Below are 23,481 nucleotides of genomic sequence, written 5' to 3'. Positions count from 1 at the left end.
AGACACCCCTTTTATAGAATAAGGAGCTAGCAATATATGCTTAACTCCCTATGTTATTCATTAAATAGCTCTCATTGCAGGATGTGGTAGTGCACAAACTCGTGTCATTGCAATACTCTTTGAGGCCCAGCACCCCATACATCCAGCTGCCTTAACAATTGAAGTACCACCTGGACGCTTAAGGCTTTTTTTACTCACAGATTCCCATTCTTTTTGGTTTCTTGTCATAAGTAAAACCTCCTCTAGAAATTTGCATAGTGTCAATAGACCCAATCTCTATGCACCCTGATATTACCATATGAAAAATGTCGAAGTAAGGGGAATTGTGTAAAATATTCTAAAAAAATACTTAAAAGGTATTTATATCAATAAATTAGAGAGAACTAAATATAAAAAAGATTGGATATGAAAATCCAATCTTTTATCCATACTTCCCTTATGCAAAAATTTTTCATTATCTACCTCATCAAGACAATCATTAAGCCAACTCTTAAACCGAATCCATATCCCGACAAGCCCAAGCATCCACCTCTACCTTTAAAGCAGGTGAAGCCAAAGCCACCACATAAATCATCGTCATACAAGGGAGGTGGTCTCCTAAAAACTGACCCATGATTCGTTTTCTACTCTCAGCATCAAACTCACCTACCAAATAAAACACAAGCTTCGTTATATCTTCCACTTTCATATCTGCCGCTTCTACATTGCGTTTTACATTCTCTAACGCTAGCTCGAGCTGTTCCATCGGGCTAGCTGGGATGGTCCCATCGACTTCCATCCCCACTTGTCCTGATAAGGTTAACCAACGCTGCGGCCCTGTTGTCTCTATTTGATGGATGTACGGTGCAACTGGTGCGTGAATGGTCTCAGGATTACGTGATGTTTTCATTGATCAAACCCCTTTTCTGAAAATACAATCAATTTACACCTATCATACCAAACTTTCTTCCCATCCTATCTGCGTATGCTCCAAACGAAGCCAAAAAAAAAGACCTTTCTTCAAAAGAAAGATCTCTCTAAAATGATGCTCCGCTCCGATGCTCAATTTGATGAATCCAATTCAAATCCGCCTCTAAATGAAGCAGCGTGCCAGAAATCAATAAGTACCGACTCTCATCACCTTGCACAAGACATTCCGTTTTCAGCTTCGTGAGTTCCATCACATCTTTCATGATGACGGCTTTCTGCTGCTGAAGCATTTCTTTTTCTTGATGAAATCTGATTTTCCGTGCACAGCCCCATTTAAAGTGAAAATCATCCTTTACAGCATGATACGGAACAGGCGCCAACAGCCATGATTCCAGCTCTTGTCTGCCTTCTTCCGTCACGTCGTACAGCTTTCGATCTTGGTCATCTATTCCCACTGCTGTCACCAATTGATCACGAATTAACCGATCAAGCGTCGTGTAGATTTGACCCGGGTTGATTTTTCCTTTTATTCCGAGCAATGACTCCAGCTCTAGCTTTAATTCATATCCATGATGTTGCTGCTGACAGAGCGATGTTAAAATTCCGTATTTCACTGACATATGATTTAACCTTCTTTGAGAGATGATATCATCTCTATTTTACTCGCTGTCGCACTAGAAATCCACGAAGCCGCTAAACTGAGTGCAATTCCTGCAATCACTGCCAGCAGCACATGCACAAGCGGCAATTGAAATGAAACAAATCCACCGAGCCAATCAGATTGGCTTGAGACATATAGAAGAATCACACCAAATAAAATGCCGCCAATCACACCTGATAACCCAATGAGCACACCTTCTCCGACGATCATTTTTCTCACCTGCTGCTTTGTCAGCCCAAGCGCCCGCATGGTGCCAATCTCAGATGTACGTTCAAGCGTATTCATCAGCAGTGTATTGGCTGTTCCAATGCTCGCGAGCCCCATAATGAAAATGAGCATCATAGAAATTAACTCGTTCATACCAGTTAAAGCCGATGTCGTTGATTCAATCTCATCCTCTACTGTTTTCACCTTTGAAAGCCGCTGCCCAAAGTCTTCCCATAGCTGATCTCGTAAAGACTCACCGGCACCTTTGTCTTTTAACGTAAGGAGGATATCAAGAGGCTGCGTCCAGCCTAAATTCTCTTGTAAAAATGTCTGATCGACAAATGCCACATAACCCGAATGATGAGAAGTCTTGACCACATCAATGACTTGTAACTGCTGCCGGCCAGAAGGTGCATTGAGATACACACTCTCTCCAATACGCCCACCCCATTCATCAAACGCACGCTCTCCTAACACGATAGAGGGCTTTTCTGCTAAATGTTGATACAAATCGCCTTTATTGTCATCTTCTATAAAAGACGGTCCCTTTTCCTCTACGCCGATCAGAGAAAATTGTCTTTTCTCTCCATCAGCCGTTTCCCATGTCAAAGGAGCCGCTTCCATCATCGGTTCCACCCGCTCAACAGCCTCATAGGATGACAGCTTTTCTTGATCCGCTTTCGTCCATGGGGCTTCAGAAGTAACCCTGAGATCGCCTCCATACGTTTGACGAATCTCTTTTTCGTAGCCATTTGGAGCCGATTCAATGACCGCACTTAAAAGCAAGATCACAGCAATCCCAACAGCTAGAATCGCCGCCGTATTAGCATTTCGATTCAGTTGCTGCGTGACATGCTGCGCTGATAGATGACCTGGATAGCCAAAAACAAGCTTCAAAAGAGGCGCCAACAACCGGTTCAAAAAGAGCAGGAAAAATGGGAATAACAGAACCATGCTGGCTAAAATGGCAAGATAAGCAGCCGGATGATCCACCCATATGAATGAAAGCAAGCCTACCCCTATCGCCGCTCTAATGACCGATTGTTTCTTCGGTGCAGAAGTTTGGGTGGTGGATTTTAAAGTCAGCAGCACAGACGTTTTCCCTGCATGATAGATCGGAAATAACGAAAACAGCACAGGGAACACAATACCAACGATCACTGCTATTACAACAGGCACTTGCCAATCTAACGAATACACCATATCAAAAGCAAACACACCAAGCAGTGTTTGCATGAACACATCCCCAAGCCAAACGCCAATCGGTACCCCAATGACGGTTCCAATACAAGCCAAGATCAAAACCTCAATCAACATCAGCTTAGAAACAGAGCCCTGTGTATAACCGAAGCTCTTCATAATCGCAAATTCTTTTTTTCGTTCCATCACACTCGTATAAATCATATTAAACACGATAAAACCGCTCATAAACATCGACAAACCTGCGATGAGGTAAAAGAACGTGTACAACCCGCCAATGTCATTACTTTGCCGGTCATCCGCCACCACAGGCTGGACAAAAACATCGGCATCCTTGAACTCTTTCTGTAAAGATTGAAAGAGCTGTTCCCCGCCTTCATTTGTCTGAAATCTCATATAAGAAAGCTGATCATCCATTCCCGTCCAGTCTCTCAATATATCAAGCGGCGCCATCACACGAAAGCTCGATGATTCTGCACTCTTCCAGTCACTCGGACTTGAAAGCAGCTGTGTATATTCCACAATGGCAGATACCTTCGCTTCGCCCAAATCAGAAAAACGAATGGTATCTCCCACTTTTTTATTCAACAGCTTTGCCACAACATCTGGTATGACCAACCCCTGATTATCCAAACGCCCTTCAATCACAGGCAGCTTCAGTAAAGAGCTCGTTTGATCTTGCACCCCGGTAATTCGCACCGCCCGTTGGTTAAGAGAGTGATCACCTTCTACATCAAAAAACGTCTGTTTATCCAGCGCTAATAATGATCCTGTCACATCAGGATGCTTTAAAATGGAGGAGATCTGTTCCTCATCATATGTATGATCATCACTCAACACCCAATAATCTGCATCAGCGACATACATTTGCTCATAGTAATGAAACACATCATTTGTCGTTCGATCGGCAATGAGCATTGACGTGACAAAAGCGATCCCCACCATGATGCCTAAGACAGAAATGGCGAACCTCTTTTTATGCTGAATCATGTTACGCCATGAAATTCGCCACATACTGAGCATAATCATCATCCTTTCTAGAAATCACTTGATCAATAACACCGTCTTTAAAAAGGATGATTCGATCCGCAAACCCCGCTGCGAAAATATCATGCGTCACCATAATAATCGTCTGCTTGCTTTCTCGATTGAACTTGCACATTAACGCCAAAATATCCTCCGCTCTATGTCGGTCCAAGTTCCCCGTCGGCTCATCTGCTAACAGCACTGACGGCTGATTGACTAGAGCTCTTGCAATCGCTACACGCTGCTGCTGCCCGCCGCTCAGCAAACTAGCCCGTTTCCGTCCAAGTCCATTCAAGCCAACAGCCTCTAACAGCTCTACAACCGTCTGTTGATTCTCCTTTGTTAAACGTCCATCTGCATGCAGCGGAAACGCCACATTTTCTTCGACAGTTAACGTAGGCAGCAGCTGATAATTTTGAAACACAAACCCAATCTGTTTTCTGCGAAAAATCGTTCTCTCTTTCTCATTCATCTCACTCAACTGATGCTCATCTATCAAAATCTCTCCATCAGTAGGCAGATCAAGCCCGCCTAACAGCTGAAGTAATGTACTTTTTCCAGAACCACTCGGTCCCATCACCGCTACAAACTCCCCTTCTTCTACCGTCAAATCAACGCCCCTCAACACCTCAGTCCGCTCCTGGCCTTGAAAAAATTCCTTCTTCACATGCTTGATCTGAATCATCTGCAAACTCCTCCCATCCCTTTACGGAGTAATTATATACTAAGTATATATTATTTCAACATTTAAATCATGATAATATGTATTTATATCTTATTTATTACTTACTAAATATATAAAAAACCCTTTAGATTTTCATATCCAAAGGGTACACCATGCTACAATTCTTGTTTTCTAAAAAGAAACCATCCGATGAGAAAAAAGAAACCAATCAATACCGATACACCTAGAAAGCTAGTAAGTGCCTGATCTGAATAAGTCCCTCTATGAATCATCTCCTCAGCCGCACTTGTGACGCCTTTAGGTGCAAACTTCCCTAATGTATCCTCATAAAACGAAGGAACGGTAAACAGGATGAGGTTGATCAAAAGGGAAACGCCGCCCGCAGTCACTGAGCGCTTAAAGAATGCCGATGCACAAATGGTCGACACCACAATAAGCAGTAGGTTTGGATAATACAAAAGCGTTCCTTTTAACACATCGCCCCAAGCCACATGCCCAAATTGAATGTCCACATAATATACGGAAGCAAGCACCGACACTATCAAACTAAACAAAGTTAAACAGGCATAGGCACATATTTTTGAGGCATAATAACTCATTCGACTGATCGGTTTCACCATAATCATCGCCGTCACCCCAGAGGCACGCTCTCCAGCAATCGTCCCCATCACGATCATAATCAGGATAAACACGCCGAGCGAATCAAATTTACTCAATGCACTGGCTAAAGCTTCTCCAGCACTAGGCTCTGGTATATAAAATGTAGACCCTTCAGGTAAATTCGCTGATTTCGACAAAAGATCTGGCAGCATTTTGAGTGTAATAGGCTGTGTGATCATTAAAATCGTAAAAATGATCGGCAAAAACAACATTTTATAACTAGTGAATAACTCCCTAAATTCCTTTTTCAACATCATCATGCCGTCACAACCTTCATGAAAATATCTTCAAGCGTTAGCTTAGATAGTCGATATTGGAGAAGAACACCGCCAGCTTCAGTGATGAGAGCCGGCAGTTCCTTCAATGCCGTTTGTTGATTGTTGACTCGCACCTGATAAGCGTCTCCTGTTTCCATACATTCCTCCACCCAATCCCGTTCTTTTAACAAAGCCACTAGTTTCGTATTCTGTTGTTCTAATTGAAATTCAATCACGGGCTGGATATAGTCTTCTTTGAGCTGTTTCATCGAAGAGGACATCTCAATTTTGCCGCTGTTGATCATGATAATATGATCGGCCACCCTTTCAATGTCATCTAAAATATGGGTCGACATAAAGATCAGCATCTCATGCTTTAGACGCTCAATCAAAGTCAGGACGTCTTTTCTCCCCATGGGATCAAGTGCCGACACTGGTTCATCTAGTATGAGGACCTTCGGGCTGTTGATCAATGCCTGCGCAATGGCAAGTCTCTGCTTCATGCCTCCACTATAGCTGCCAATAACGCGATCCTTCGCCTCATACACACGGCAAAGCTTCAACAGCTCCTCTGTTTTGGAACGAATGATGTTTTTCTCTAAATGAAATAATCCGCCAACCCAATGCATCCATTCCTGCCCCGTCATATCCTGATAAAATGCAGGATGCTGCGGACAGTACCCAATCACCTGACTGATTTGATCCATGTCCTTTGTGACATCAAAACCTGCCACCTTCACAACGCCAGACGTAGGACGAGCAAGCCCCGTCAAAATCCGGATCGTCGTTGTCTTCCCCGCTCCATTGGCTCCTAAAAAACCAACACATCCAACCTCCCCAACAGAAAACGAGACATCTTTTAACACTTCATGCCGCCCATACGATTTCGTCAGCCCGTGACACTCCAACATATTCAAGCGAATCCCCCCTACTAAGATTGTTTACGACCAAAAATGAAATACGCAATAGGACCAGCACTCGCCACAAACACAATCACCAAAGCCCAAACCCACTTCACCTCTCCCCTAATCCTCGATGGATCTCTTTTCAACAAATCAAACAAACCAATCACCATTAAAATCGCTTGCAGCAAAATAAGAGGTAAAATCATCTTCATATCCATCCACGCCACTCCTTTTTCAAACGTTAATTTGTTTTGGTATTACTTCTTTTGACGACATGAAGAGAGAATTCGTTCAAATGGATTTTATTTTTATTGGTCGAATGGTCTATAAATATAAAAAAGCCCAGTGAAGGTTATTCACTGGGCTTGCTTGTGATGATCATGACGAATCTCGCAAAATCTTTTCCATTTTCTTTCCCTTGGCTAACTCATCAATCAACTTATCTAGATACCGAATATTTTTCATCGTTTCTTCCTCAATGTCCTCTACTCTAACACCACAGATGACTCCTTTAATTAAGCTGCGGGAAGGATGGAGCTCAGGGGCGTCAGCAAAGAAGGTTTCAATGTCTATCTGCTTGTCCAACTGTTCCTGTAACTCTGCGAGACTGTAACCCGTTAACCAACAAATAATCGTATCAACCTCAGCCTTCGTTCGTCCTTTTCTCTCTGCCTTTGCGATGTAGAGAGGATAGACTTTTGCGAAACTCATTGTGTAGATTTTAGGTTTGGTCATATGTCTGCTCTCTTTCTTCGTTATATATTTTACCTATAATGCTTTCTCAAGGAGCCGCTCTCTCATTATGTATTTAGTATAATGTGTTAAAAATACAACTTATAAACGATGATATATGCCTTTATTATTTCTTTCATCTTTCTTGAAAGCTCTATATTTAAGAAATTGAACAATACAAAATCCAAGGAATACACCTATTGGTCCTCCACTTGAGACAGGACCACCAATTAAACAAAAAGAAATGATAAACAATGCAATATAACCAATGAAGAAAAAAACAATTCCCCATTTTTCTTTTTTTACGTATCGAATAAAAATAATATTTCCCCCTAAGAATATTTATCATAATAGCAACATGGAAATAGTATCTATCAATCAAAGTTCAGCTTAGATCTTTCAACTGCTAGTTCTATTGACACAAAAATACCCCTTTAGACAATTATATCTAAAAGGGGTATCAAAAAACCGATTTTATTTAAAACCTACTCCACCGTCACACTCTTCGCAAGGTTACGTGGTTTATCCACATCACACCCGCGGTGAAGGGCTGCGTAGTAAGCGATTAGCTGTAATGGGACAACAGATGCAAGTGGTGCAAGTGCTGGGTGTACAGCTGGAAGGACGAAACGGTCGCCTTCGTCTTCTAGGCCTTTTAGTGAGATGACACATGGGTTTGCACCACGTGCAACGACTTCTTTGACGTTACCGCGAATGCTGAGGTTCACGTGCTCTTGCGTTGCAAGGGCAATGACCGGTGTGCCTTCTTCAATTAAAGCAATCGTGCCGTGTTTGAGTTCTCCGCCAGCAAAGCCTTCTGCTTGGATGTAAGAGATCTCTTTTAATTTTAGTGAACCTTCAAGGCACACATAGTAATCAAGTCCTCTTCCGATAAAGAATGCGTTACGTGTCACTGTGAAGAAATCACGAGCGATTTGTTCCATTTCATCCTTTTGATCGACAAGGGCTTCCATTGCGTTTGCTACAATTCCAAGCTCTTTCACAAGATCAAAGTCAAGAGATTGACCATTTAATTCAGCTGCAACGGATGCAAGGATCGCAAGAACAGCGATTTGTGCTGTGTAGGCTTTTGTTGAAGCCACTGCGATTTCTGGTCCTGCATGAAGAAGCAATGTGAAGTCCGCTTCACGAGAAAGTGTAGATCCTGGTACGTTTGTGATCGTTAATGCTTTATGACCAAGCTCTTTGACTTGAACAAGTACAGCACGGCTGTCCGCAGTCTCTCCAGATTGAGAAAGGAAGATGAACAATGGCTTTTTCGATAGAAGCGGCATGTTGTAAGAGAATTCACTTGCTACATGGACTTCTACAGGTACTTTCGCCCAGTCTTCAATGTATTGTTTACCAACAAGTCCAGCATGGTAGCTCGTTCCACAAGCCACGATGTAAATGCGGTCTGCTTCTGCTACTGCGCTTGCGATATCGCCAGCGACTGACAACTTGCCGTTTTCGTCTTGATATTCTTGGATGATTTTGCGCATAACAAGCGGCTGCTCATCCGTTTCTTTTAACATGTAGTGAGGATATGTGCCTTTCTCAATGTCGCTTGCATCCAGCTCAGCGATATAAGAAGGACGTGTCATGATATCACCGTCAAGGTTTTTGATGATAACCTCGTCTTTTGTGACAATGACCATTTCTTTATCCATTAATTCCGCATATTCGTTTGTTACTTGAAGCATCGCCATTGCGTCAGAAGCCACAACGTTGAAATCTTCGCCGAAACCAACCAATAATGGGCTTTTGTTTTTCGCCACATAGATTGTTTCTTTGTTTTCGTTATCGAAAAGGGCAATTGCGTAAGAGCCTTTTAGTTGAAGAAGCGTTTGACGGAAAGCTTCCTCTGTATCAAGACCTCTATTCACAAATTGTTCGATGACTTGAACAACAACCTCTGTATCTGTGTCGCTTTTTAGTGTGACGTCTTGTAAATATTCGCGTGTCAATTGTACATAGTTCTCGATGACACCGTTATGAACAAGCGTAAAACGGCCAGAAGCACTTTGATGCGGATGCGCATTTAGATGGCTTGGTACACCGTGTGTTGCCCAGCGTGTATGTCCAATTCCTGCTGAAGATGCCACGTTTGCATCAACGACTTCACGAAGCTCAGCGATACGTCCTTTTTCTTTGAACACATGCACGCCTTCTTCGTTTGCCACAGCGATACCTGCTGAGTCATACCCACGGTACTCAAGCTTCTCTAAACCTTTTAATAAGATTTCCTTCGCATCATTCTGACCAATATAACCTACGATTCCACACATAAATATTCTTCCTCCCGATCATGTGAAAGGGACAAAGAAAGCCTACTAAAATAGAAGGGACATTTCTTCGTCCCTCTCTACATGTTTAATTTGGGAGATCATGTGTATTCCCTTTGTACAAAGAGTCACCTCTTTGCTTTAAAGAAACACTTACGGCTGTGATCTCTATATTTGATCAGCCGGGAGGCATCCGCCGAAAAATTCGATAACCTCCATCCTCGTCAACTAAGCATCTGTCTCGTTCGATCGCTTAGTTCGGGCGCTATAATTATAAGAGTGGCTGAACATCTACCCTGCCTTTCCTGCTAGAATAAAAATCCAGTAACACAAGGATGATTGTACTATAAGGTCTGACCTCCGTCAATCACAATTTAGCGGGTGATCCCTTTCATGTTAGAAAGTGAGACCTCCCTACACTATATGCGATGAGGCTTGTCACGTTCTACCTTTGATGTGCTCTCTTATGTATGAAAGCAAGCAGCAAATTGCCCTCGCTTATATCATTCGTATAGAACTTTCCTCTTATGACGTTTATTCGAAAAAAAGCAAACCGCTGCTTAGCGATTTGCTTTACATCAATTACTCAATACCCATTTCTTCTTTGACAACAGCCGTAATGCGAGCCACGTATTCATCACACAGCTCTTTTGTTTTCGCCTCTGCCATGACACGTACAAGCGGCTCTGTTCCTGATGGACGCACAAGGATACGTCCGTCACCGTTCATCTCTTTTTCAACCTCTTGGATCACAGCTTTTACTTTTTCATTTTCTTCCACTTTATACTTATCGGATACCTTCACATTCACTAGAAGCTGCGGGAATTTCTCCATTTCAGCTGCAAGCTCTGATAATGTTTTTCCTGTTGCTTTTAGTGTATTCACCAGCATGATCGCAGAAAGCATGCCGTCACCTGTCGTATTATAATCAAGGAAAATCAAGTGGCCTGACTGCTCGCCTCCGACATTATAGCCATCCTTTTTCATCGCCTCGACCACATAGCGGTCACCAACAGCGGTTTGAATGCTCTTAATGCCTTGCTTCTCAAGCGCTTTATAGAAACCAAGGTTACTCATGACCGTTGACACGACCGTGTCATCCTTCAATCGGCCTTCACCCTTTAGATAACGTGCGCATATGTACATAATTTGATCGCCGTCTACAATATCACCTTTTTCATCGACTGCAATTAAGCGGTCGCCGTCACCATCAAACGCAAGACCAATATCCGCTCCTTTTTCTTTCACAAAAGCAGAAAGTGCTTCTGGATGAGTAGAACCTACGCCATCGTTGATATTCAATCCGTTTGGTGATGTTCCCATTGTTGACACATCTGCATCTAAATCTGCAAATAAATGTGTTGCAAGAGAAGATGTTGCACCATGTGCACAGTCAAGCGCTACGTGAATACCTGTGAAATCCTCGTCTGCTGTCTGTTTCAAGAATTGCAAGTATTTCTGACCGCCTTCAAAGTAGTCATTTACTGTTCCAAGGTCCGCTCCAACTGGGCGTGGCAATTGATCGACCGGCTGATCCATCAGCTGCTCGATTTCATTCTCCTGTTCATCTGACAGTTTAAAACCGTCACCGCCGAAAAATTTAATTCCGTTGTCTTGAACTGGGTTATGCGAAGCTGAAATCATGACACCTGCTTCTGCATCCATTGCCTTCGTTAAATAAGACACACCAGGTGTTGAGATCACACCTAAACGCATGACTTCAGCCCCAATTGAAAGTAAGCCTGCTACGAGTGCTCCTTCTAACATATGACCAGATACACGCGTGTCTCGTCCAACGAGTACCTTTGGACGTTCTTTATCCTTCGTGAGCACATAGCCGCCAAATCTCCCAATTTTAAATGCGAGCTCTGGCGTTAATTCGCTATTAGCCACACCCCTTACACCATCAGTTCCAAAGTACTTGCCCATGTTTCAATCGCTCCTTTTTTACCATTCAAGAGGACGCTGCGTCCTCTTTATTATCTTCTTTGACCCGCTGTCTTTGACTCGATTCTTTTTTTGCTTTATCTTGTGTTGATTCCTTTTGACTCTTCTCTTCCTGATCATCATCGGATGATTGATCTTTCCGATCATTCGTAGAAGCCGGCTGATCTTCTGTATCAGTAGAAGTCAGTTTCACTTTGACCTTCGATCTAGATAATGTCCACGTCACATTTTGAGGGCCATTCACTTGTACTTTGACCTCATGTGTTCCTTCGTTTAAGTCCCCGACATTGATATAGGCTTCAATATCTGAAGCCTTTAGTTTATCAATTGCACTCTTTGATCCTTTTGCTGTTAGTGTGAGACGCCCAGAAGACGGACTCACAAATGCAGAGCTAAGATCCTTACTCAGACCCACGACAGAAATTGGGACATTATCGATCTTTTTTTCTTCAGCTGTTGCAACCTTCACTTTGATTTTAACAGTTTCAGGCGATACCTTTTTCACACCATCTGGCAGTGGAATGTCGGCATCAATCTCTGTATCATCTTTAATCTTGCTTAGGTCGAGCTTAACGCCGTCAATAAAATCAAGTGCATCCAACACCTTTTGAGAACCGTAGACTGTAACCTCACTTGGGCTTGTCTCGATGCTTGAGATACTGATCCCATCTGGCAAGCTGCCCGTCCGCTCAATCTTAAACGGAACTTTCTTGCTTGGACTCGTAATCGGGACCGTAATATCTACCACAGACGGACTCACTTCGACCGGCAGCTCATTCCCACTGCTATCATACACAGTGAGTTTCGCTTCTTTCTCAATTTGCTGATCGACATCCTCTAAGTTCACAAATGCTTTAATGACAGAAATTTTGTCGATCACGTCTTTTGAGCCAGTAACCGTGACATTTTTCGGATTCACAATAGGTTGCTCTGGTGAATAGCCGTCTTTAATTTTATTTTGATTATAAAATTCAGTTTCAACAGGGAATTCAGCTGTCGTTTTTTCTTGTATCGTCACAGTCGTCACAGACGGATTAATCGTTAATGTAATTCCTTTCGATACATCTCTTGCCTTCAATTCGACTTTATGTGTACCTGTCGTCAGGTTTTGCATATTTGCGTAAATTTCAAAATTTTTCGTTTGTCTTGCTGTTTTCACAGCACTAGTTGATCCTTTAATCGTGACATTGACTGTCTGCGGCACACCAGTGACTACATACTTTTCGTCGTCATAATATGCTTTAACAGGTATGTCCGTTAAGGTTGCTTCGTCTGTTGTCGATGTTGGGAAAAAGGATTCACCGATTTTTTTCGGCGTGGGCGCTTGCGCTGAATTGACTGCACCATACAGCAATAAAGCGAAGACCAATGCAAGAAACTTAACGGCCCAGCGATTATTCAAAATCTTATCCATTTTTCTTGCCCCTCCAATACCATTTGGTCGAGGAAGCATCTTTGCTGTTCTTACTAAACTCAGCAATCAGCATTTCTTCAAGCGCTTCTTCTGTCAATTCTCGATGGAGATCACCATTTCTTGCGACACTAATGCCGCCTGTCTCCTCGGAGACAATGACGGTTAAACTGTCCGTTACTTCACTAATACCAACTGCCGCGCGGTGACGTGTACCGAGCTCCTTAGAGATAAAAGGACTTTCAGACAGCGGTAAATAACACGCCGCAGCTGCAATCTCATCACGCTTCATAATCACAGCGCCGTCATGGAGCGGTGTATTCGGAATGAAGATATTAATCAGCAGCTCAGAACTGACCTTTGCATTTAAAGGAATTCCGGTCTCTATGTAATCATTCATTCCAGTGTCGCGCTCAATCGTTAACAGCGCGCCTATTCTTCGTTTTGCCATATAGTTAATTGCTTTTGTAATTGCCTCGATCGTTTTCTGCTGCTGTTCCTCTACAGGTGTTCCGCTTCTAGAGAAGAAACGGCCGCGCCCAAGCTGCTCAAGCGCTCTCCTTAGCTCTGGCTGAAAAATAATAATGATCGCAAGGAACCCCCACGTAATCGCTTGATCCATCAGCCATTGAAGTGTGTTAAGACCGAGATACGCACTTCCCATCCTGACGAGAACAATGACGACAATTCCCTTTAAAAGCTGAACCGCTTTTGTTCCGCGGATGACCATCATTAATTTATATATCACATACCAAACAACGAGAATATCAACAGCATTACCGAGGTACTGCAAAAAAGGAATATCCCCTAAAGCCATTTCCTCGTCCTCCAGAATTTTCAGTTATTCTTCGTTCGATTCATTTTTTATAAAAAAAGAGCCTATGTGTAAGTACATAGCGTGGCTATTATACCACATTTTGTTTCAGCAAGGAAAATAGTTGCCATATCTGGCTGGCATTCAAGTCTATCCATCAATAGAAAAAGAGCAGTCCCTTAGAGACTGCTCTCAAACTGTTTGATTTACTTTTGCTCCTCTGGCCCAATGACCCGCATCACGTCTTGTGCTGTAGACTTCATTTTGTACCAAACCCAATCAAACACTTCATTAATTTCATTGATTTGACCAGTGACTTGTCCGGCAGAAGCAGTCAGCTGTTCTCCATTGACGACTGTTACGTTTCCATCAACCTTGCCTTCTACAATCAGCTTGCCATTTTTCACAGTGACATCACCTTTGACGGTTTCCCCTTTAGGTACCGTCACTGTATCATTTTCAACCACGAGATTCGGCTGCTTTGACACACTGAAATTATGATCCGTATTCCAGCTAGTAAACAGACTGCCTCCCATCAATATGACAAAGAGGGCAGCGGCGACCATTAGCGGATGAGCTTTGATCCATCTTTGAATCGACACACGCTTTTTCTCCTTTGGAAGACCTGCCATCACCTTTGCAGTAAAATCAGATGGTGCTTCTATATGAGATGTACTCTGCACGAGCGCGATGGATTTCTCAATTTGTTGAAAATGAGTACGGCATTCCTCACACGATTGCAGATGGCTCTTTAATTCTTTTTCATCTTCGGGCTCAATGTCCCCGTCTAAATACTGATGCATAAGCAGGACGATTTTTTCCTGACAGCTCATCAAAATCACCTCACTCAAAGGTCTCTCAACTGTTTCCGGAGAGCCTCTCTACCCCTGTGTATTCTCGTTTTCACCGTACCAACTGGTATATTCAGAATCTCACTAATTTCTTTTAACGAGAGTTCATCAATATACTTTAATACGATGACCGAGCGATATTTATCGGGTAATCTTAAAATTTTTTGCTGAATGGTGCTCGATAATTCAAGCGACACCACCTCGTCCTCTGGCAAAATGCCGTCAGCCGCAATTTGAGAATACATATTCAGTCCTTCTGTCCCTGCCACCTCTGCATCTAAATAATAATCCGGCTTTTTTTTACGAATACGGTCGATGGTCAGGTTGGTTGCAATGCGGTACAGCCACGTGGAAAACTTACGATTCACATCAAAGCTCTCAATATTCACATAGGCACGAATAAACGCCTCCTGCGCAATATCTTCTGCTTCATGTGCATTCCCAAGCATACGATAGCACAGCTGATAAATTTTGTCTTTATACAGGTCTACGATGTCTGCAAATGCGTTCTGGTCGCCTTTTTTCACTTGCTTAATTCTCTTTTTAATCATTGTTTCCATAGTATATTCAACCTCTGCCTTCACCGGTCTTTATGTATACGAACCTCGTTCCAAAAGGTTTCATTCTCCTCTAAAAAATAGTGTAACAAATTTTTGACAGCATGTTACGCTTATCAGCCGGTAAAAACCTTAACATATCCTTAAATTTCCCCAAAATTAAAAAAAGAACGGGAACAAGTCCCGCTCTATAATAGCTTTTCACCCATTAAAGAACCAATTAATGCAACTGCCGCTTCTGCTGTTTTATTTTTCTCATCTAATACCGGATTCACCTCAACAAACTCAGCAGAAGTCAAAATCCCTGCTTCCTCTAAAAGCTCCATTGCAAGATGACTCTCTCTATAACTGATGCCGCCAACAACCGGCGTTCCCACGCCAGGGCACTCCGCTGGATCAAGGCCGTCTAAATCAAGCGACAAATGAACACCATCTGTTCTTTCTTTTAAATACGCAATGGCTTCCTCCATCACTCTCGTCATCCCTAATCGATCTATTTCATGCATCGTATACACTTTAATACCTTTTTCTCTAATCAATGCCCGCTCTCCTTCATCTAAAGAACGAGCACCGATCAAGATCACATTCTCAGACTTTACTTTAGGTGTATAACCGCCAATATTGATTAGATCAGCATGCCCAAAGCCGAGACTGACAGCGAGCGGCATCCCATGAATATTTCCAGAAGGAGAAGTTTCCTCTGTATTTAAATCACCGTGCGCATCATACCAAATGACACCCAAATTTTCATAATGTTTGGCTACACCGGCTAGTGTACCAATTGCAATGCTATGATCCCCGCCTAAAATCAGCGGAAACGAACCTGACTGCACAATACCGCTAACCTTTTCAGCAAGAAGCTGGTTTGCGCCAGCATTCTCCGTTAAGTTTTTCAGTTTTTCACTTGTATAGAGACCTTTCTCATCATCTCTTTGCTCAACAGGAATATCCCCTAGATCTTCGACATCAAATGAAAGCGATTCCAATTTTTCTTTTACACCAGCACAGCGAATGGCACTCGGCCCCATATCGACGCCCCTTCTCATTTGACCGAGATCCATCGGCACCCCGACAATTGTGACCTTCTTTTGATCTCCCATATGTACATCCCCTTTCCGTTCATGCTTATATTTTACTTTCTCGGTGCCTTCTGACTCAACTCAACAATATTTTGAATAGTTATACATTCCAATCGTCAAAATAAAAAAAGACACCTTTTTAAAAAAGGTGTCTTAACTGGGCTAGCTGGATTCGAACCAACGCATGACGGAGTCAAAGTCCGTTGCCTTACCGCTTGGCTATAGCCCAAAAATGGTGGAGGGGGGCGGATTCGAACCGCCGAACCCGGAGGGAGCGGATTTACAGTCCGCCGCGTTTAGCCACTTCGCTACCCCTCCACATATGGAATTGATAAAAGAAAAACAGTGCCGGCAAGAGGACTTGAACCCCCAACCTACTGATTACAAGTCAGTTGCTCTACCAGTTGAGCTACACCGGCATATGGTGGAGGATGACGGGCTCGAACCGCCGACCCTCTGCTTGTAAGGCAGATGCTCTCCCAGCTGAGCTAATCCTCCACATGATGGTGACCCGTACGGGATTCGAACCCGTGTTACCGCCGTGAAAGGGCGGTGTCTTAACCGCTTGACCAACGGGCCAGTTTGTCAAGTTTACTGTTTCCGTGAAGCTGACAAAAGTTATTATATACAGGTTGTCCCCCTTTTGTAAAGGGGATTTTTATTTTTTTTATTTTCTAACTATTCAACCCTCATCAGCACAACATTTCGACTGAAATATAATTTCAGTATTTAAATATAATATTGAAATTTCATGTCATACTCAATATACTGAAAATGAAGAAATAAGGAGGTATGTCACATGCAGCCATCTCAACTGCGTTCTTTGACAACAGAATCAAGAAACCCTAACACCATGAGAATTTCACAAGCCAGCCCGCTAGAAATACTCCAAATGATCAATGCGGAAGATATGAAGGTCGCTGAAGCCGTCAACCGTGTCCTTCCAGACGTAAAGACAGCAAGTGACTTTGCCTTTGAATCCATCTCGAATGGGGGCAGACTCATTTATCTAGGCGCTGGAACAAGCGGCAGAATTGGGGTAATGGATGCGGTCGAATGTCCACCTACCTATAGCATTTCACCTGATGTCATCGTAGGCATCATGGCCGGTGGCGACTCTGCCTTTTCACATGCAGCAGAAGATGTGGAAGACAGTGAAGAAGCTGGTCAAAAAGATTTAGAACACATCCACCTGACATCAAAAGATACGGTTGTGGGTATCGCGGCGAGCGGTAGAACACCCTATATCATTGGCGCTTTAAACTATGCTAGAACCATTGGAGCAAAAACAGTAGCCCTCAGCTGCAATGAACAAGCAGAGATTAGCGAACTAGCAGACTGCGCCATTGAAGTCGTCGTAGGAGCAGAAGCCATCACTGGGTCAACACGAATGAAAGCCGCATCCGCTCATAAAATGATTTTAAATATGCTTTCCACCTCTGTCATGATCAGACAAGGCAAAGTATATGAAAACCTGATGGTAGATGTAAAAGTAAGCAATCATAAACTGAAAGAACGCGCCATCACCATCATTCAGCATGTGACCAATGCTTCCTACGAACAAGCCGTAAAAGCCCTTGAAGCAGCCGATTTAGAAGTTAAAACAGCCATCGTCATGCTCCAAACCAAAACAGATAAAAAGACAGCCAAAGACCTGCTCAACAAAGCAGATGGTCACATCGACAAAGCCATCTTACGTCATCAATCTTAAAGGAGGAAACTCATGTCAGCAGGCGGACTCACCCTACTACACACAATGAAATCAAAGCTTCCCCAATCTGAAAAAATCATTGCAGACTATATCCTTGCCCATCCTGACAAAGTCATTAAAAGCACAGTGCATGAAATCAGTCAGGCTGCCGGTGCAAGCAGCTCTGCCGTCATCCGCCTCTGTAAGTCTCTCGGGCTGGATGGCTATCACGATTTGAAAATGCGGATCGCTGGAGATTTAATGCACACTGATAAACAAGGCTACCGGGATATCGAACAAGATGAACCACTTCAATCCATTATTCAAAAGACAGCAGGAAACACCATTCAATCGATCAAAGATACAGCCTCTATTTTAAATGTAGAAGCTTTAGAAAAAGCTGTTCAACTGCTGCTGAATGCAAACCAAATCCATTTTATCGGTGTGGGTGCATCTGGCATCGTCGCAGCTGATGCCCAGCAGAAATTTCTCAGAATCAATTATGCAGCTACAGCCTTTACTGACATGCACATCGCATCTACGGTCATCGCAAATGCTGGAAAGAATGACATTGTGTTCGGTATATCCTTTTCTGGAGAAACGTTAGACATCATCCAAGCCCTTCAGCTCGCCAAAGAAAATGAAGTAAAAACCATTGCTTTAACGCATCCAGGGCATACAAGCGTTTCTGCATTGTGTGATGTCCATCTATCAACGTCCGGTTCCAATGAAGCACCTTTTCGCAGTGCTGCCACTTCCTCTAGAATGGCACAGCTCTATTTAATCGATGTCTTGTTCCTCAGTTTAGCCTCTCGTCAATATGAACAGACAGCACAATATATTGACAAAACAAGGCATGCCATCCGCTCCATGAAACGAAAAACAAAGGGGGATTCAACATGAGTCATCAAAAAAAATATCAGCAGTTGGCGAAAGACATCCTTTCACTCTGTGGTGGTTCTGAAAACATCTCTTCCCACACACATTGTATGACACGTCTCCGAATTACACCCATTGATCGTGAAAAAGTGCAAACCACCGCGATCAAAGAACTCGATGGCGTCATTGGCGTCGTCGAAGCGGAAACACTGCAAATCATTTTAGGCACAGGTGTTGTCAACCAAGTATCAAGTGCGTTTGAACAGCTGCTCAATGCCTCAGGTTCATATGACTTAAACAACGAAGCACAGAAAAACAAACAAGCCATTTCACAAAAGAACCGCACACCATTCAAGCTGTTCTTACGGCGGATCGCCAGCATTTTCATTCCCATTATTCCAGCACTCGTTGCATCGGGTCTTATAACGGGTATTACAAAAGCGGTCGTGCAAGCAGGCTGGCTCGATGAAAAATCTCAAGCTGCGATTATCCTAACCGTTATAGGCTCAGGCTTGTTTGCTTATCTCGGTATATTAGTAGGAACAAACGCCGCAAAAGAATTTGGTGGCTCTCCTGCATTAGGCGCATTAGCAGGTATTCTCATCATTAACCCAGCTGCCGCTGATATTATGTTATTTGGCACTAATATTCTACCAGGTAGAGGCGGACTTATCGGTGTTCTTCTTGCAGCTATTTTTATGGCACTTGTTGAGACCCGGATCAGACGCTTCGTCCCGCAATCACTCGATATCATCGTCACACCAACCATCACACTACTCATTACAGGCATTTTCACGTACGTTATCTTCATGCCAGTCGGCGGATTTATATCTGATGCCATCACCTCTGGACTTACTTATCTATTAAACATTGGCGGTATTTTTGCCGGATTTGTTCTTGGTGCTACCTTCCTTCCTCTTGTTGTCACTGGACTTCACCAAGGCCTAACACCTATTCATATGGAACTGATTAATTCAATTGGAGATGACCCGCTTCTGCCAATCCTCGCTATGGGAGGCGCAGGACAGGTCGGTGCTGCTTTTGCCATTTATATGAAAACAAAAAAGAAAAAGCTGAAAAGAGCCATTGCAGGCGGACTTCCTTCAGGAATGCTTGGAATTGGAGAACCGCTCATTTTCGGTGTCACACTCCCGCTCGGAAGACCCTTCCTCACTGCTTGTCTCGGCGCAGGAATCGGCGGAGCATTTCAAGCCTATTTCCAAATCGCCACTAAAGCAATCGGGGTTTCAGGTCTCCCATTAACCTTTATCGTTCACACACATCAAATGCTGCTTTACTTAATAGGTCTCTTCATTGCATATGTCGCTGGATTTATCTTCACATACTTATTCGGATTTCATGATGATATGGCTGTTGAATTCGAGGAAAATAAGCAATAGGAGGTCTAGCTCTTGAAGAAATATTTTCTCATCATCACAAGTCTGTTCATGCTCCTAGGGTTACCAGTACAAACATTTGCAACTAGCTCCCATCCTGTATCGTCTTTGTCTAAAACAGCACCTGAAGAATATCCCGTCTTAAAAAAAGCAAAACGACCGGAACAAGTAGGTTTTTCTTCTAGGCAGCTTAGGAAGGTTGATCACATGATTCAAAACGATATCAAAGCAGGGTTTCCAGGGGCAGCACTCATCATTATCAAGGATGGTCAGATCGTCCATCAAAAAGCCTATGGCTACAGACAAAAATATAAAGGGACAACAGAACTCAAATTCTATAAGAAAATGAAAAAGAACACACTGTTCGATTTGGCATCCAATACAAAAATGTATGCCACCAACTATGCCCTGCAAAAGCTAGTATATGAACAAAAACTAGATGTAAATGAAAAAATACAAACCATCCTGCCTGACTTTCAAGATGAACCAGATGCAAAGGTAACCGGCAAAGATCAGCTTCGAGTCAAGGATCTTCTCACCCATTCTGCCGGACTGCCTTCCAGTGTTTTATTTTATAGCAAAGAGCAAGCGGGCTCTTTTTTCTCTCAAGATAGACAAACAACCATGAAATGGCTACCAAAGGTGCCTCTGCAATACAAGCCAGGCACTCAGCATATTTATAGTGATATTGATTACATGCTGTTAGGCATGATCATTGAGAAAAAAACCGGTATGCCTCTTGATCAATATGTAGAGTCGACGATTTATCGACCGCTTGGTCTAAAACATACCATGTTCAATCCGCTGAAAAAGGGATTCAAGCCAAAGCATTTTGCAGCAACCGAGCGTCTAGGCAATACACGCGACGGTGTCATCGATTTTGAAAACATTCGCAGGTATACCTTGCTAGGTGAAGTCCACGATGAGAAAGCCTATTACTCAATGGCAGGTGTCTCCGGACATGCTGGACTTTTCTCTAATACATCAGATATGGCCGTACTGCTTCAGCTGATGCTCAATAAAGGAGGCTATGGGAAAACAACCATCTTTGACCAAGCTTCTATCGATCTCTTTACGGAATCATCAGACACGAACCCAACTTACGGGCTAGGCTGGCGGAAAAACGGCAATACTGACATGGAATGGATGTTTGGGAAATACGCAAGTAAAGAAGCGTATGGACACACAGGCTGGACCGGAACGATGACATTGATTGATCCAAAACACAATCTAGGCGTCGTCTTGCTGACAAATAAAAAACATTCACCCGTCGTTTCACCTGAAGTCAACCCAAATCAATTTGAAGGTGACCTTTTCCCAACTGGTACTTATGGAAGCATCATGACTGCAATCTACGAATCTTTTAAGTAAAAGGAGGAATTCGATGTTAAAAGCTCTGTTCCCCGCTGCACTCGTTTTGGGCCTGCTCACCTCTTCCATTCCAACGGAAAAGGTGAGCTCCGCCTCTCTCCCAACTGCCAAACAAATGGTTCAGGACATGTCCTTGGATGAAAAAATTGGCCAAATGCTCATGCCAGACTTTCGCAATTGGCAAGCAGAAGGTGAATCCGCTCCTACAGGCTTCACAAAAATGAATAAAGAAGTTTCTCACCTTGTAGAGAAATATCATTTAGGCGGTGTCATCTTATTTGCAGAAAATGTCGTTGATACGAAACAAACCGTCAAACTCACACATGAATTTCAACAAGCATCACCCAACATTCCTTTACTCATTTCCATTGATCAAGAAGGCGGAATCGTCACAAGACTACAAAAGGGAACACATTTCCCAGGAAATATGTCGATTGGTGCCTCTCGAAGTAAGAAAAATGCTTATGACACTGGTAAAATCATCGGCAAAGAATTAAACGCTCTAGGTATCAATACAAATTTCTCTCCTGTTCTTGATGTAAATAATAACCCGAATAACCCCGTCATCGGTGTCCGTTCCTTTAGCTCTGACCCTGAACTTGTCACGAGACTCGGTCTGCAAACCACGAAAGGACTTCAAAAGGAAAAGACCATTTCCACATTAAAGCATTTCCCGGGACATGGTGATACAGCTGTTGATAGTCACTACGGTCTTCCGCTTGTAGAACATAATCTAGATCGTCTTAAAAAGGTGGAGCTGTATCCATTTCAACAAGCAATCAACGCAGGGGCAGATATGGTCATGACCGCTCATGTTCAATTCCCAGCCATTGATGACACAACGTATAAAAGCAAAAAAGATGGCGAGGACATTATGGTACCAGCAACCTTATCAAAAAAAGTCATCACAAACTTATTAAAAGAAGACATGGGCTTTCAAGGAGTGGTTGTAACAGACGCCCTCAATATGAAAGCGATTGCAGATAACTTCGGACAGGAAGAAGCTGTGGTAATGGCTATTAAAGCAGGCGTCGACATTGCCCTCATGCCAGCACCTGTCACGTCCTTAAAGACAGAAAAAAACCTAGAGAATGTGTTCAATGCTTTAAAAAGAGCAGTTCTCACAAACGAAATTCCGATATCTCAGATCAATCAATCTGTCGAAAAAATCCTTCAATTAAAGATCAAACGCGGCATCATTTCCGCCAATAAATCAGTAAGCCTTGAGAAGAAAATCAAAAAAGCCACACAGCTCGTTGGTCAAAAGTCGCACCGAAAAGCAGAACAAAAAATGGCACGCGAAGGAATCACTCTCCTTAAAAACAACGACAAAACCTTGCCTTTTAAGCCTAAAAAGAATGACAAAATCGTACTCATGGCACCGTACGAAGATCAAACAAAAGCAATGTCCGTCACAATTGAATCTCTGATCAAACAGAAAAAGATCAAACCTGTGCAAATCCAATCATACGCATTTGCAGATAAGAGCTTCTCCAAAGAAACAGCCAAACTCATTCAAAATGCTGACTATGTCATTACCGGCTCTTACGTTGTCCAAAATGACCCGGCTGTGAATGATGGCGTCATTGATGACGGTGTACAGGATCCGAAAAAATGGGCAACGGCCTTCCCTCGTGCTGTCATGAAAGAAGCAGCAGCACAAAACAAAAAATTGGTCATCATGAGTCTCCGAAACCCTTATGATGCGGCAAATTTTGAAGAAGCCGATGCCTTACTAGCTGTGTACGGTTTTAAAGGGTACTCAAACGGACAATTCAATCAACCGAATATTCCTGCGGGACTAGAAGTGATTTTTGGAGCGGCCTCACCTAAAGGGAAATTACCCGTCGCTATCCCATCAGTCACTCATCCTAATCAAACCCTTTACCCATTTGGCTATGGACTCAATTTAAAAGGAAAACAGATCAAATAGGAGGGATTCTCTTGAAAAAGACAGC

21 protein-coding genes and 5 tRNA genes are annotated in these 23,481 nt (G+C 43.0%); 5 read left to right on the top strand and 21 right to left on the bottom strand.

Translation table 11 applies throughout. From position 1 onward, the window contains the following. Window positions 1-60: 60 nt before the first annotated feature. The 21 genes from skfA to AC0VYC_RS01030 form a co-directional block, all read right to left on the bottom strand. Complete coding sequence (gene skfA / locus AC0VYC_RS01130; RefSeq protein ID WP_017366484.1) at window positions 61-228, bottom strand: sporulation killing factor; 168 nt, start codon at window positions 226-228, stop codon at window positions 61-63. 262 nt (window positions 229-490) lie between these two features. Continuing rightward, entirely contained in the window at window positions 491-889 is a 399-nt protein-coding gene (locus AC0VYC_RS01125) for a RidA family protein (protein ID WP_039169392.1), read from the bottom strand. A gap of 127 nt (window positions 890-1,016) precedes the next feature. Further along, a complete protein-coding gene (locus AC0VYC_RS01120) occupies window positions 1,017-1,529 on the bottom strand; it encodes a PadR family transcriptional regulator (protein WP_041508142.1) in 513 nt (170 codons plus the stop codon). A 5-nt stretch (window positions 1,530-1,534) separates the two neighbouring features. Then, window positions 1,535-4,000 carry an FtsX-like permease family protein gene (locus AC0VYC_RS01115; RefSeq protein WP_475389188.1) on the bottom strand — a complete coding sequence of 822 codons (2,466 nt, stop codon included), beginning with the start codon at window positions 3,998-4,000 and terminating at the stop codon, window positions 1,535-1,537. Beyond that, a complete protein-coding gene (locus AC0VYC_RS01110; RefSeq protein ID WP_047946097.1) occupies window positions 3,969-4,688 on the bottom strand; it encodes an ABC transporter ATP-binding protein in 720 nt (239 codons plus the stop codon). Before AC0VYC_RS01110 ends, AC0VYC_RS01115 begins: the two co-directional genes overlap by 32 nt. Window positions 4,689-4,843: 155 nt before the next feature. Further along, complete coding sequence (locus AC0VYC_RS01105; protein WP_058336268.1) at window positions 4,844-5,608, bottom strand: ABC transporter permease; 765 nt, start codon at window positions 5,606-5,608, stop codon at window positions 4,844-4,846. Further along, window positions 5,605-6,522: an ABC transporter ATP-binding protein gene (locus AC0VYC_RS01100; RefSeq protein ID WP_475389185.1), complete on the bottom strand. Its 918-nt coding sequence runs from the start codon at window positions 6,520-6,522 to the stop codon at window positions 5,605-5,607. The genes AC0VYC_RS01105 and AC0VYC_RS01100 overlap by 4 nt, the downstream gene beginning before the upstream one ends. 14 nt (window positions 6,523-6,536) lie before the next feature. Beyond that, on the bottom strand, window positions 6,537-6,728 hold the full coding sequence (locus tag AC0VYC_RS01095; protein ID WP_003217265.1) for a PLD nuclease N-terminal domain-containing protein: 192 nt from the start codon (window positions 6,726-6,728) through the stop codon (window positions 6,537-6,539). A 160-nt stretch (window positions 6,729-6,888) separates the two neighbouring features. Beyond that, entirely contained in the window at window positions 6,889-7,245 is a 357-nt protein-coding gene (locus tag AC0VYC_RS01090) for a DUF2200 domain-containing protein (RefSeq protein WP_475389183.1), read from the bottom strand. Window positions 7,246-7,727: 482 nt separating this feature from the next. Next, complete coding sequence (glmS, locus tag AC0VYC_RS01085; protein WP_008360582.1) at window positions 7,728-9,530, bottom strand: glutamine--fructose-6-phosphate transaminase (isomerizing); 1,803 nt, start codon at window positions 9,528-9,530, stop codon at window positions 7,728-7,730. A gap of 579 nt (window positions 9,531-10,109) precedes the next feature. Further along, window positions 10,110-11,456, bottom strand: a complete 1,347-nt coding sequence (gene glmM / locus AC0VYC_RS01080; protein ID WP_008360584.1) for a phosphoglucosamine mutase — start codon at window positions 11,454-11,456, stop codon at window positions 10,110-10,112. Between the two features lie 25 nt (window positions 11,457-11,481). Beyond that, complete coding sequence (locus AC0VYC_RS01075; RefSeq protein ID WP_335352685.1) at window positions 11,482-12,888, bottom strand: CdaR family protein; 1,407 nt, start codon at window positions 12,886-12,888, stop codon at window positions 11,482-11,484. After that, window positions 12,881-13,702 carry a diadenylate cyclase CdaA gene (cdaA, locus tag AC0VYC_RS01070; RefSeq protein ID WP_008344027.1) on the bottom strand — a complete coding sequence of 274 codons (822 nt, stop codon included), beginning with the start codon at window positions 13,700-13,702 and terminating at the stop codon, window positions 12,881-12,883. Before cdaA ends, AC0VYC_RS01075 begins: the two co-directional genes overlap by 8 nt. Before the next feature lie 203 nt (window positions 13,703-13,905). Further along, the gene (gene rsiW / locus AC0VYC_RS01065; protein ID WP_008344028.1) at window positions 13,906-14,532 is read right to left on the bottom strand and encodes an anti-sigma-W factor RsiW; all 627 of its coding nucleotides are present in this window, start codon (window positions 14,530-14,532) and stop codon (window positions 13,906-13,908) included. A 14-nt stretch (window positions 14,533-14,546) separates the two neighbouring features. Beyond that, window positions 14,547-15,110 carry an RNA polymerase sigma factor SigW gene (gene sigW, locus AC0VYC_RS01060; RefSeq protein WP_007498553.1) on the bottom strand — a complete coding sequence of 188 codons (564 nt, stop codon included), beginning with the start codon at window positions 15,108-15,110 and terminating at the stop codon, window positions 14,547-14,549. 185 nt (window positions 15,111-15,295) lie between these two features. Next, window positions 15,296-16,207 carry an arginase gene (gene rocF, locus AC0VYC_RS01055; protein WP_475389181.1) on the bottom strand — a complete coding sequence of 304 codons (912 nt, stop codon included), beginning with the start codon at window positions 16,205-16,207 and terminating at the stop codon, window positions 15,296-15,298. A gap of 136 nt (window positions 16,208-16,343) precedes the next feature. After that, window positions 16,344-16,415 (bottom strand) — tRNA-Gln (locus AC0VYC_RS01050). Window positions 16,416-16,419: 4 nt separating this feature from the next. Further along, window positions 16,420-16,504: transfer RNA gene (locus AC0VYC_RS01045), tRNA-Tyr, on the bottom strand. 28 nt (window positions 16,505-16,532) lie between these two features. Then, window positions 16,533-16,605 (bottom strand) — tRNA-Thr (locus AC0VYC_RS01040). Window positions 16,606-16,608: 3 nt separating this feature from the next. Further along, window positions 16,609-16,684 (bottom strand) — tRNA-Val (locus AC0VYC_RS01035). Window positions 16,685-16,690: 6 nt separating this feature from the next. Continuing rightward, window positions 16,691-16,765, bottom strand: a tRNA-Glu gene (locus AC0VYC_RS01030). Between the two features lie 220 nt (window positions 16,766-16,985). Here AC0VYC_RS01030 and murQ point away from each other — a divergent pair. From murQ to AC0VYC_RS01005, 5 genes are read left to right on the top strand one after another with little or no spacing between them, the layout of a single operon-like run. Beyond that, window positions 16,986-17,897, top strand: a complete 912-nt coding sequence (gene murQ, locus AC0VYC_RS01025; protein ID WP_047946090.1) for an N-acetylmuramic acid 6-phosphate etherase — start codon at window positions 16,986-16,988, stop codon at window positions 17,895-17,897. Between the two features lie 12 nt (window positions 17,898-17,909). Then, window positions 17,910-18,779, top strand: coding sequence for a MurR/RpiR family transcriptional regulator (locus AC0VYC_RS01020; RefSeq protein ID WP_007498558.1), 870 nt, complete (start codon window positions 17,910-17,912; stop codon window positions 18,777-18,779). Further along, the gene (locus AC0VYC_RS01015) at window positions 18,776-20,155 is read left to right on the top strand and encodes a PTS transporter subunit EIIC (RefSeq protein ID WP_017358875.1); all 1,380 of its coding nucleotides are present in this window, start codon (window positions 18,776-18,778) and stop codon (window positions 20,153-20,155) included. The genes AC0VYC_RS01020 and AC0VYC_RS01015 overlap by 4 nt, the downstream gene beginning before the upstream one ends. 12 nt (window positions 20,156-20,167) lie before the next feature. After that, window positions 20,168-21,523: a penicillin binding protein PBP4B gene (gene pbp4b, locus AC0VYC_RS01010; protein WP_060832001.1), complete on the top strand. Its 1,356-nt coding sequence runs from the start codon at window positions 20,168-20,170 to the stop codon at window positions 21,521-21,523. Window positions 21,524-21,536: 13 nt separating this feature from the next. After that, window positions 21,537-23,456: a glycoside hydrolase family 3 protein gene (locus AC0VYC_RS01005; RefSeq protein ID WP_475389178.1), complete on the top strand. Its 1,920-nt coding sequence runs from the start codon at window positions 21,537-21,539 to the stop codon at window positions 23,454-23,456. The last annotated feature ends 25 nt before the right edge of the window (window positions 23,457-23,481 follow it).

This window comes from Bacillus sp. iso_77, from assembly GCF_056173625.1.
The sequence above is the reverse complement of the archived record's forward strand: the minus strand, read 5'-3'. Positions and strand labels throughout refer to the sequence as shown.

What these genes read in the sequence shown, in the direction of transcription:
- skfA (WP_017366484.1), bottom strand. Translation starts at nt 228, where the DNA reads ATGACAAGAAACCAAAAAGAATGGGAATCTGTGAGTAAAAAAAGCCTT.
- AC0VYC_RS01125 (WP_039169392.1), bottom strand. Translation starts at nt 889, where the DNA reads ATGAAAACATCACGTAATCCTGAGACCATTCACGCACCAGTTGCACCG.
- AC0VYC_RS01120 (WP_041508142.1), bottom strand. Translation starts at nt 1,529, where the DNA reads ATGTCAGTGAAATACGGAATTTTAACATCGCTCTGTCAGCAGCAACAT.
- AC0VYC_RS01115 (WP_475389188.1), bottom strand. Translation starts at nt 4,000, where the DNA reads ATGCTCAGTATGTGGCGAATTTCATGGCGTAACATGATTCAGCATAAA.
- AC0VYC_RS01110 (WP_047946097.1), bottom strand. Translation starts at nt 4,688, where the DNA reads ATGATTCAGATCAAGCATGTGAAGAAGGAATTTTTTCAAGGCCAGGAG.
- AC0VYC_RS01105 (WP_058336268.1), bottom strand. Translation starts at nt 5,608, where the DNA reads ATGATGATGTTGAAAAAGGAATTTAGGGAGTTATTCACTAGTTATAAA.
- AC0VYC_RS01095 (WP_003217265.1), bottom strand. Translation starts at nt 6,728, where the DNA reads ATGGATATGAAGATGATTTTACCTCTTATTTTGCTGCAAGCGATTTTA.
- AC0VYC_RS01090 (WP_475389183.1), bottom strand. Translation starts at nt 7,245, where the DNA reads ATGACCAAACCTAAAATCTACACAATGAGTTTCGCAAAAGTCTATCCT.
- glmS (WP_008360582.1), bottom strand. Translation starts at nt 9,530, where the DNA reads ATGTGTGGAATCGTAGGTTATATTGGTCAGAATGATGCGAAGGAAATC.
- glmM (WP_008360584.1), bottom strand. Translation starts at nt 11,456, where the DNA reads ATGGGCAAGTACTTTGGAACTGATGGTGTAAGGGGTGTGGCTAATAGC.
- AC0VYC_RS01075 (WP_335352685.1), bottom strand. Translation starts at nt 12,888, where the DNA reads ATGGATAAGATTTTGAATAATCGCTGGGCCGTTAAGTTTCTTGCATTG.
- cdaA (WP_008344027.1), bottom strand. Translation starts at nt 13,702, where the DNA reads ATGGCTTTAGGGGATATTCCTTTTTTGCAGTACCTCGGTAATGCTGTT.
- rsiW (WP_008344028.1), bottom strand. Translation starts at nt 14,532, where the DNA reads ATGAGCTGTCAGGAAAAAATCGTCCTGCTTATGCATCAGTATTTAGAC.
- sigW (WP_007498553.1), bottom strand. Translation starts at nt 15,110, where the DNA reads ATGGAAACAATGATTAAAAAGAGAATTAAGCAAGTGAAAAAAGGCGAC.
- rocF (WP_475389181.1), bottom strand. Translation starts at nt 16,207, where the DNA reads ATGGGAGATCAAAAGAAGGTCACAATTGTCGGGGTGCCGATGGATCTC.
- murQ (WP_047946090.1), top strand. Translation starts at nt 16,986, where the DNA reads ATGCAGCCATCTCAACTGCGTTCTTTGACAACAGAATCAAGAAACCCT.
- AC0VYC_RS01020 (WP_007498558.1), top strand. Translation starts at nt 17,910, where the DNA reads ATGTCAGCAGGCGGACTCACCCTACTACACACAATGAAATCAAAGCTT.
- AC0VYC_RS01015 (WP_017358875.1), top strand. Translation starts at nt 18,776, where the DNA reads ATGAGTCATCAAAAAAAATATCAGCAGTTGGCGAAAGACATCCTTTCA.
- AC0VYC_RS01005 (WP_475389178.1), top strand. Translation starts at nt 21,537, where the DNA reads ATGTTAAAAGCTCTGTTCCCCGCTGCACTCGTTTTGGGCCTGCTCACC.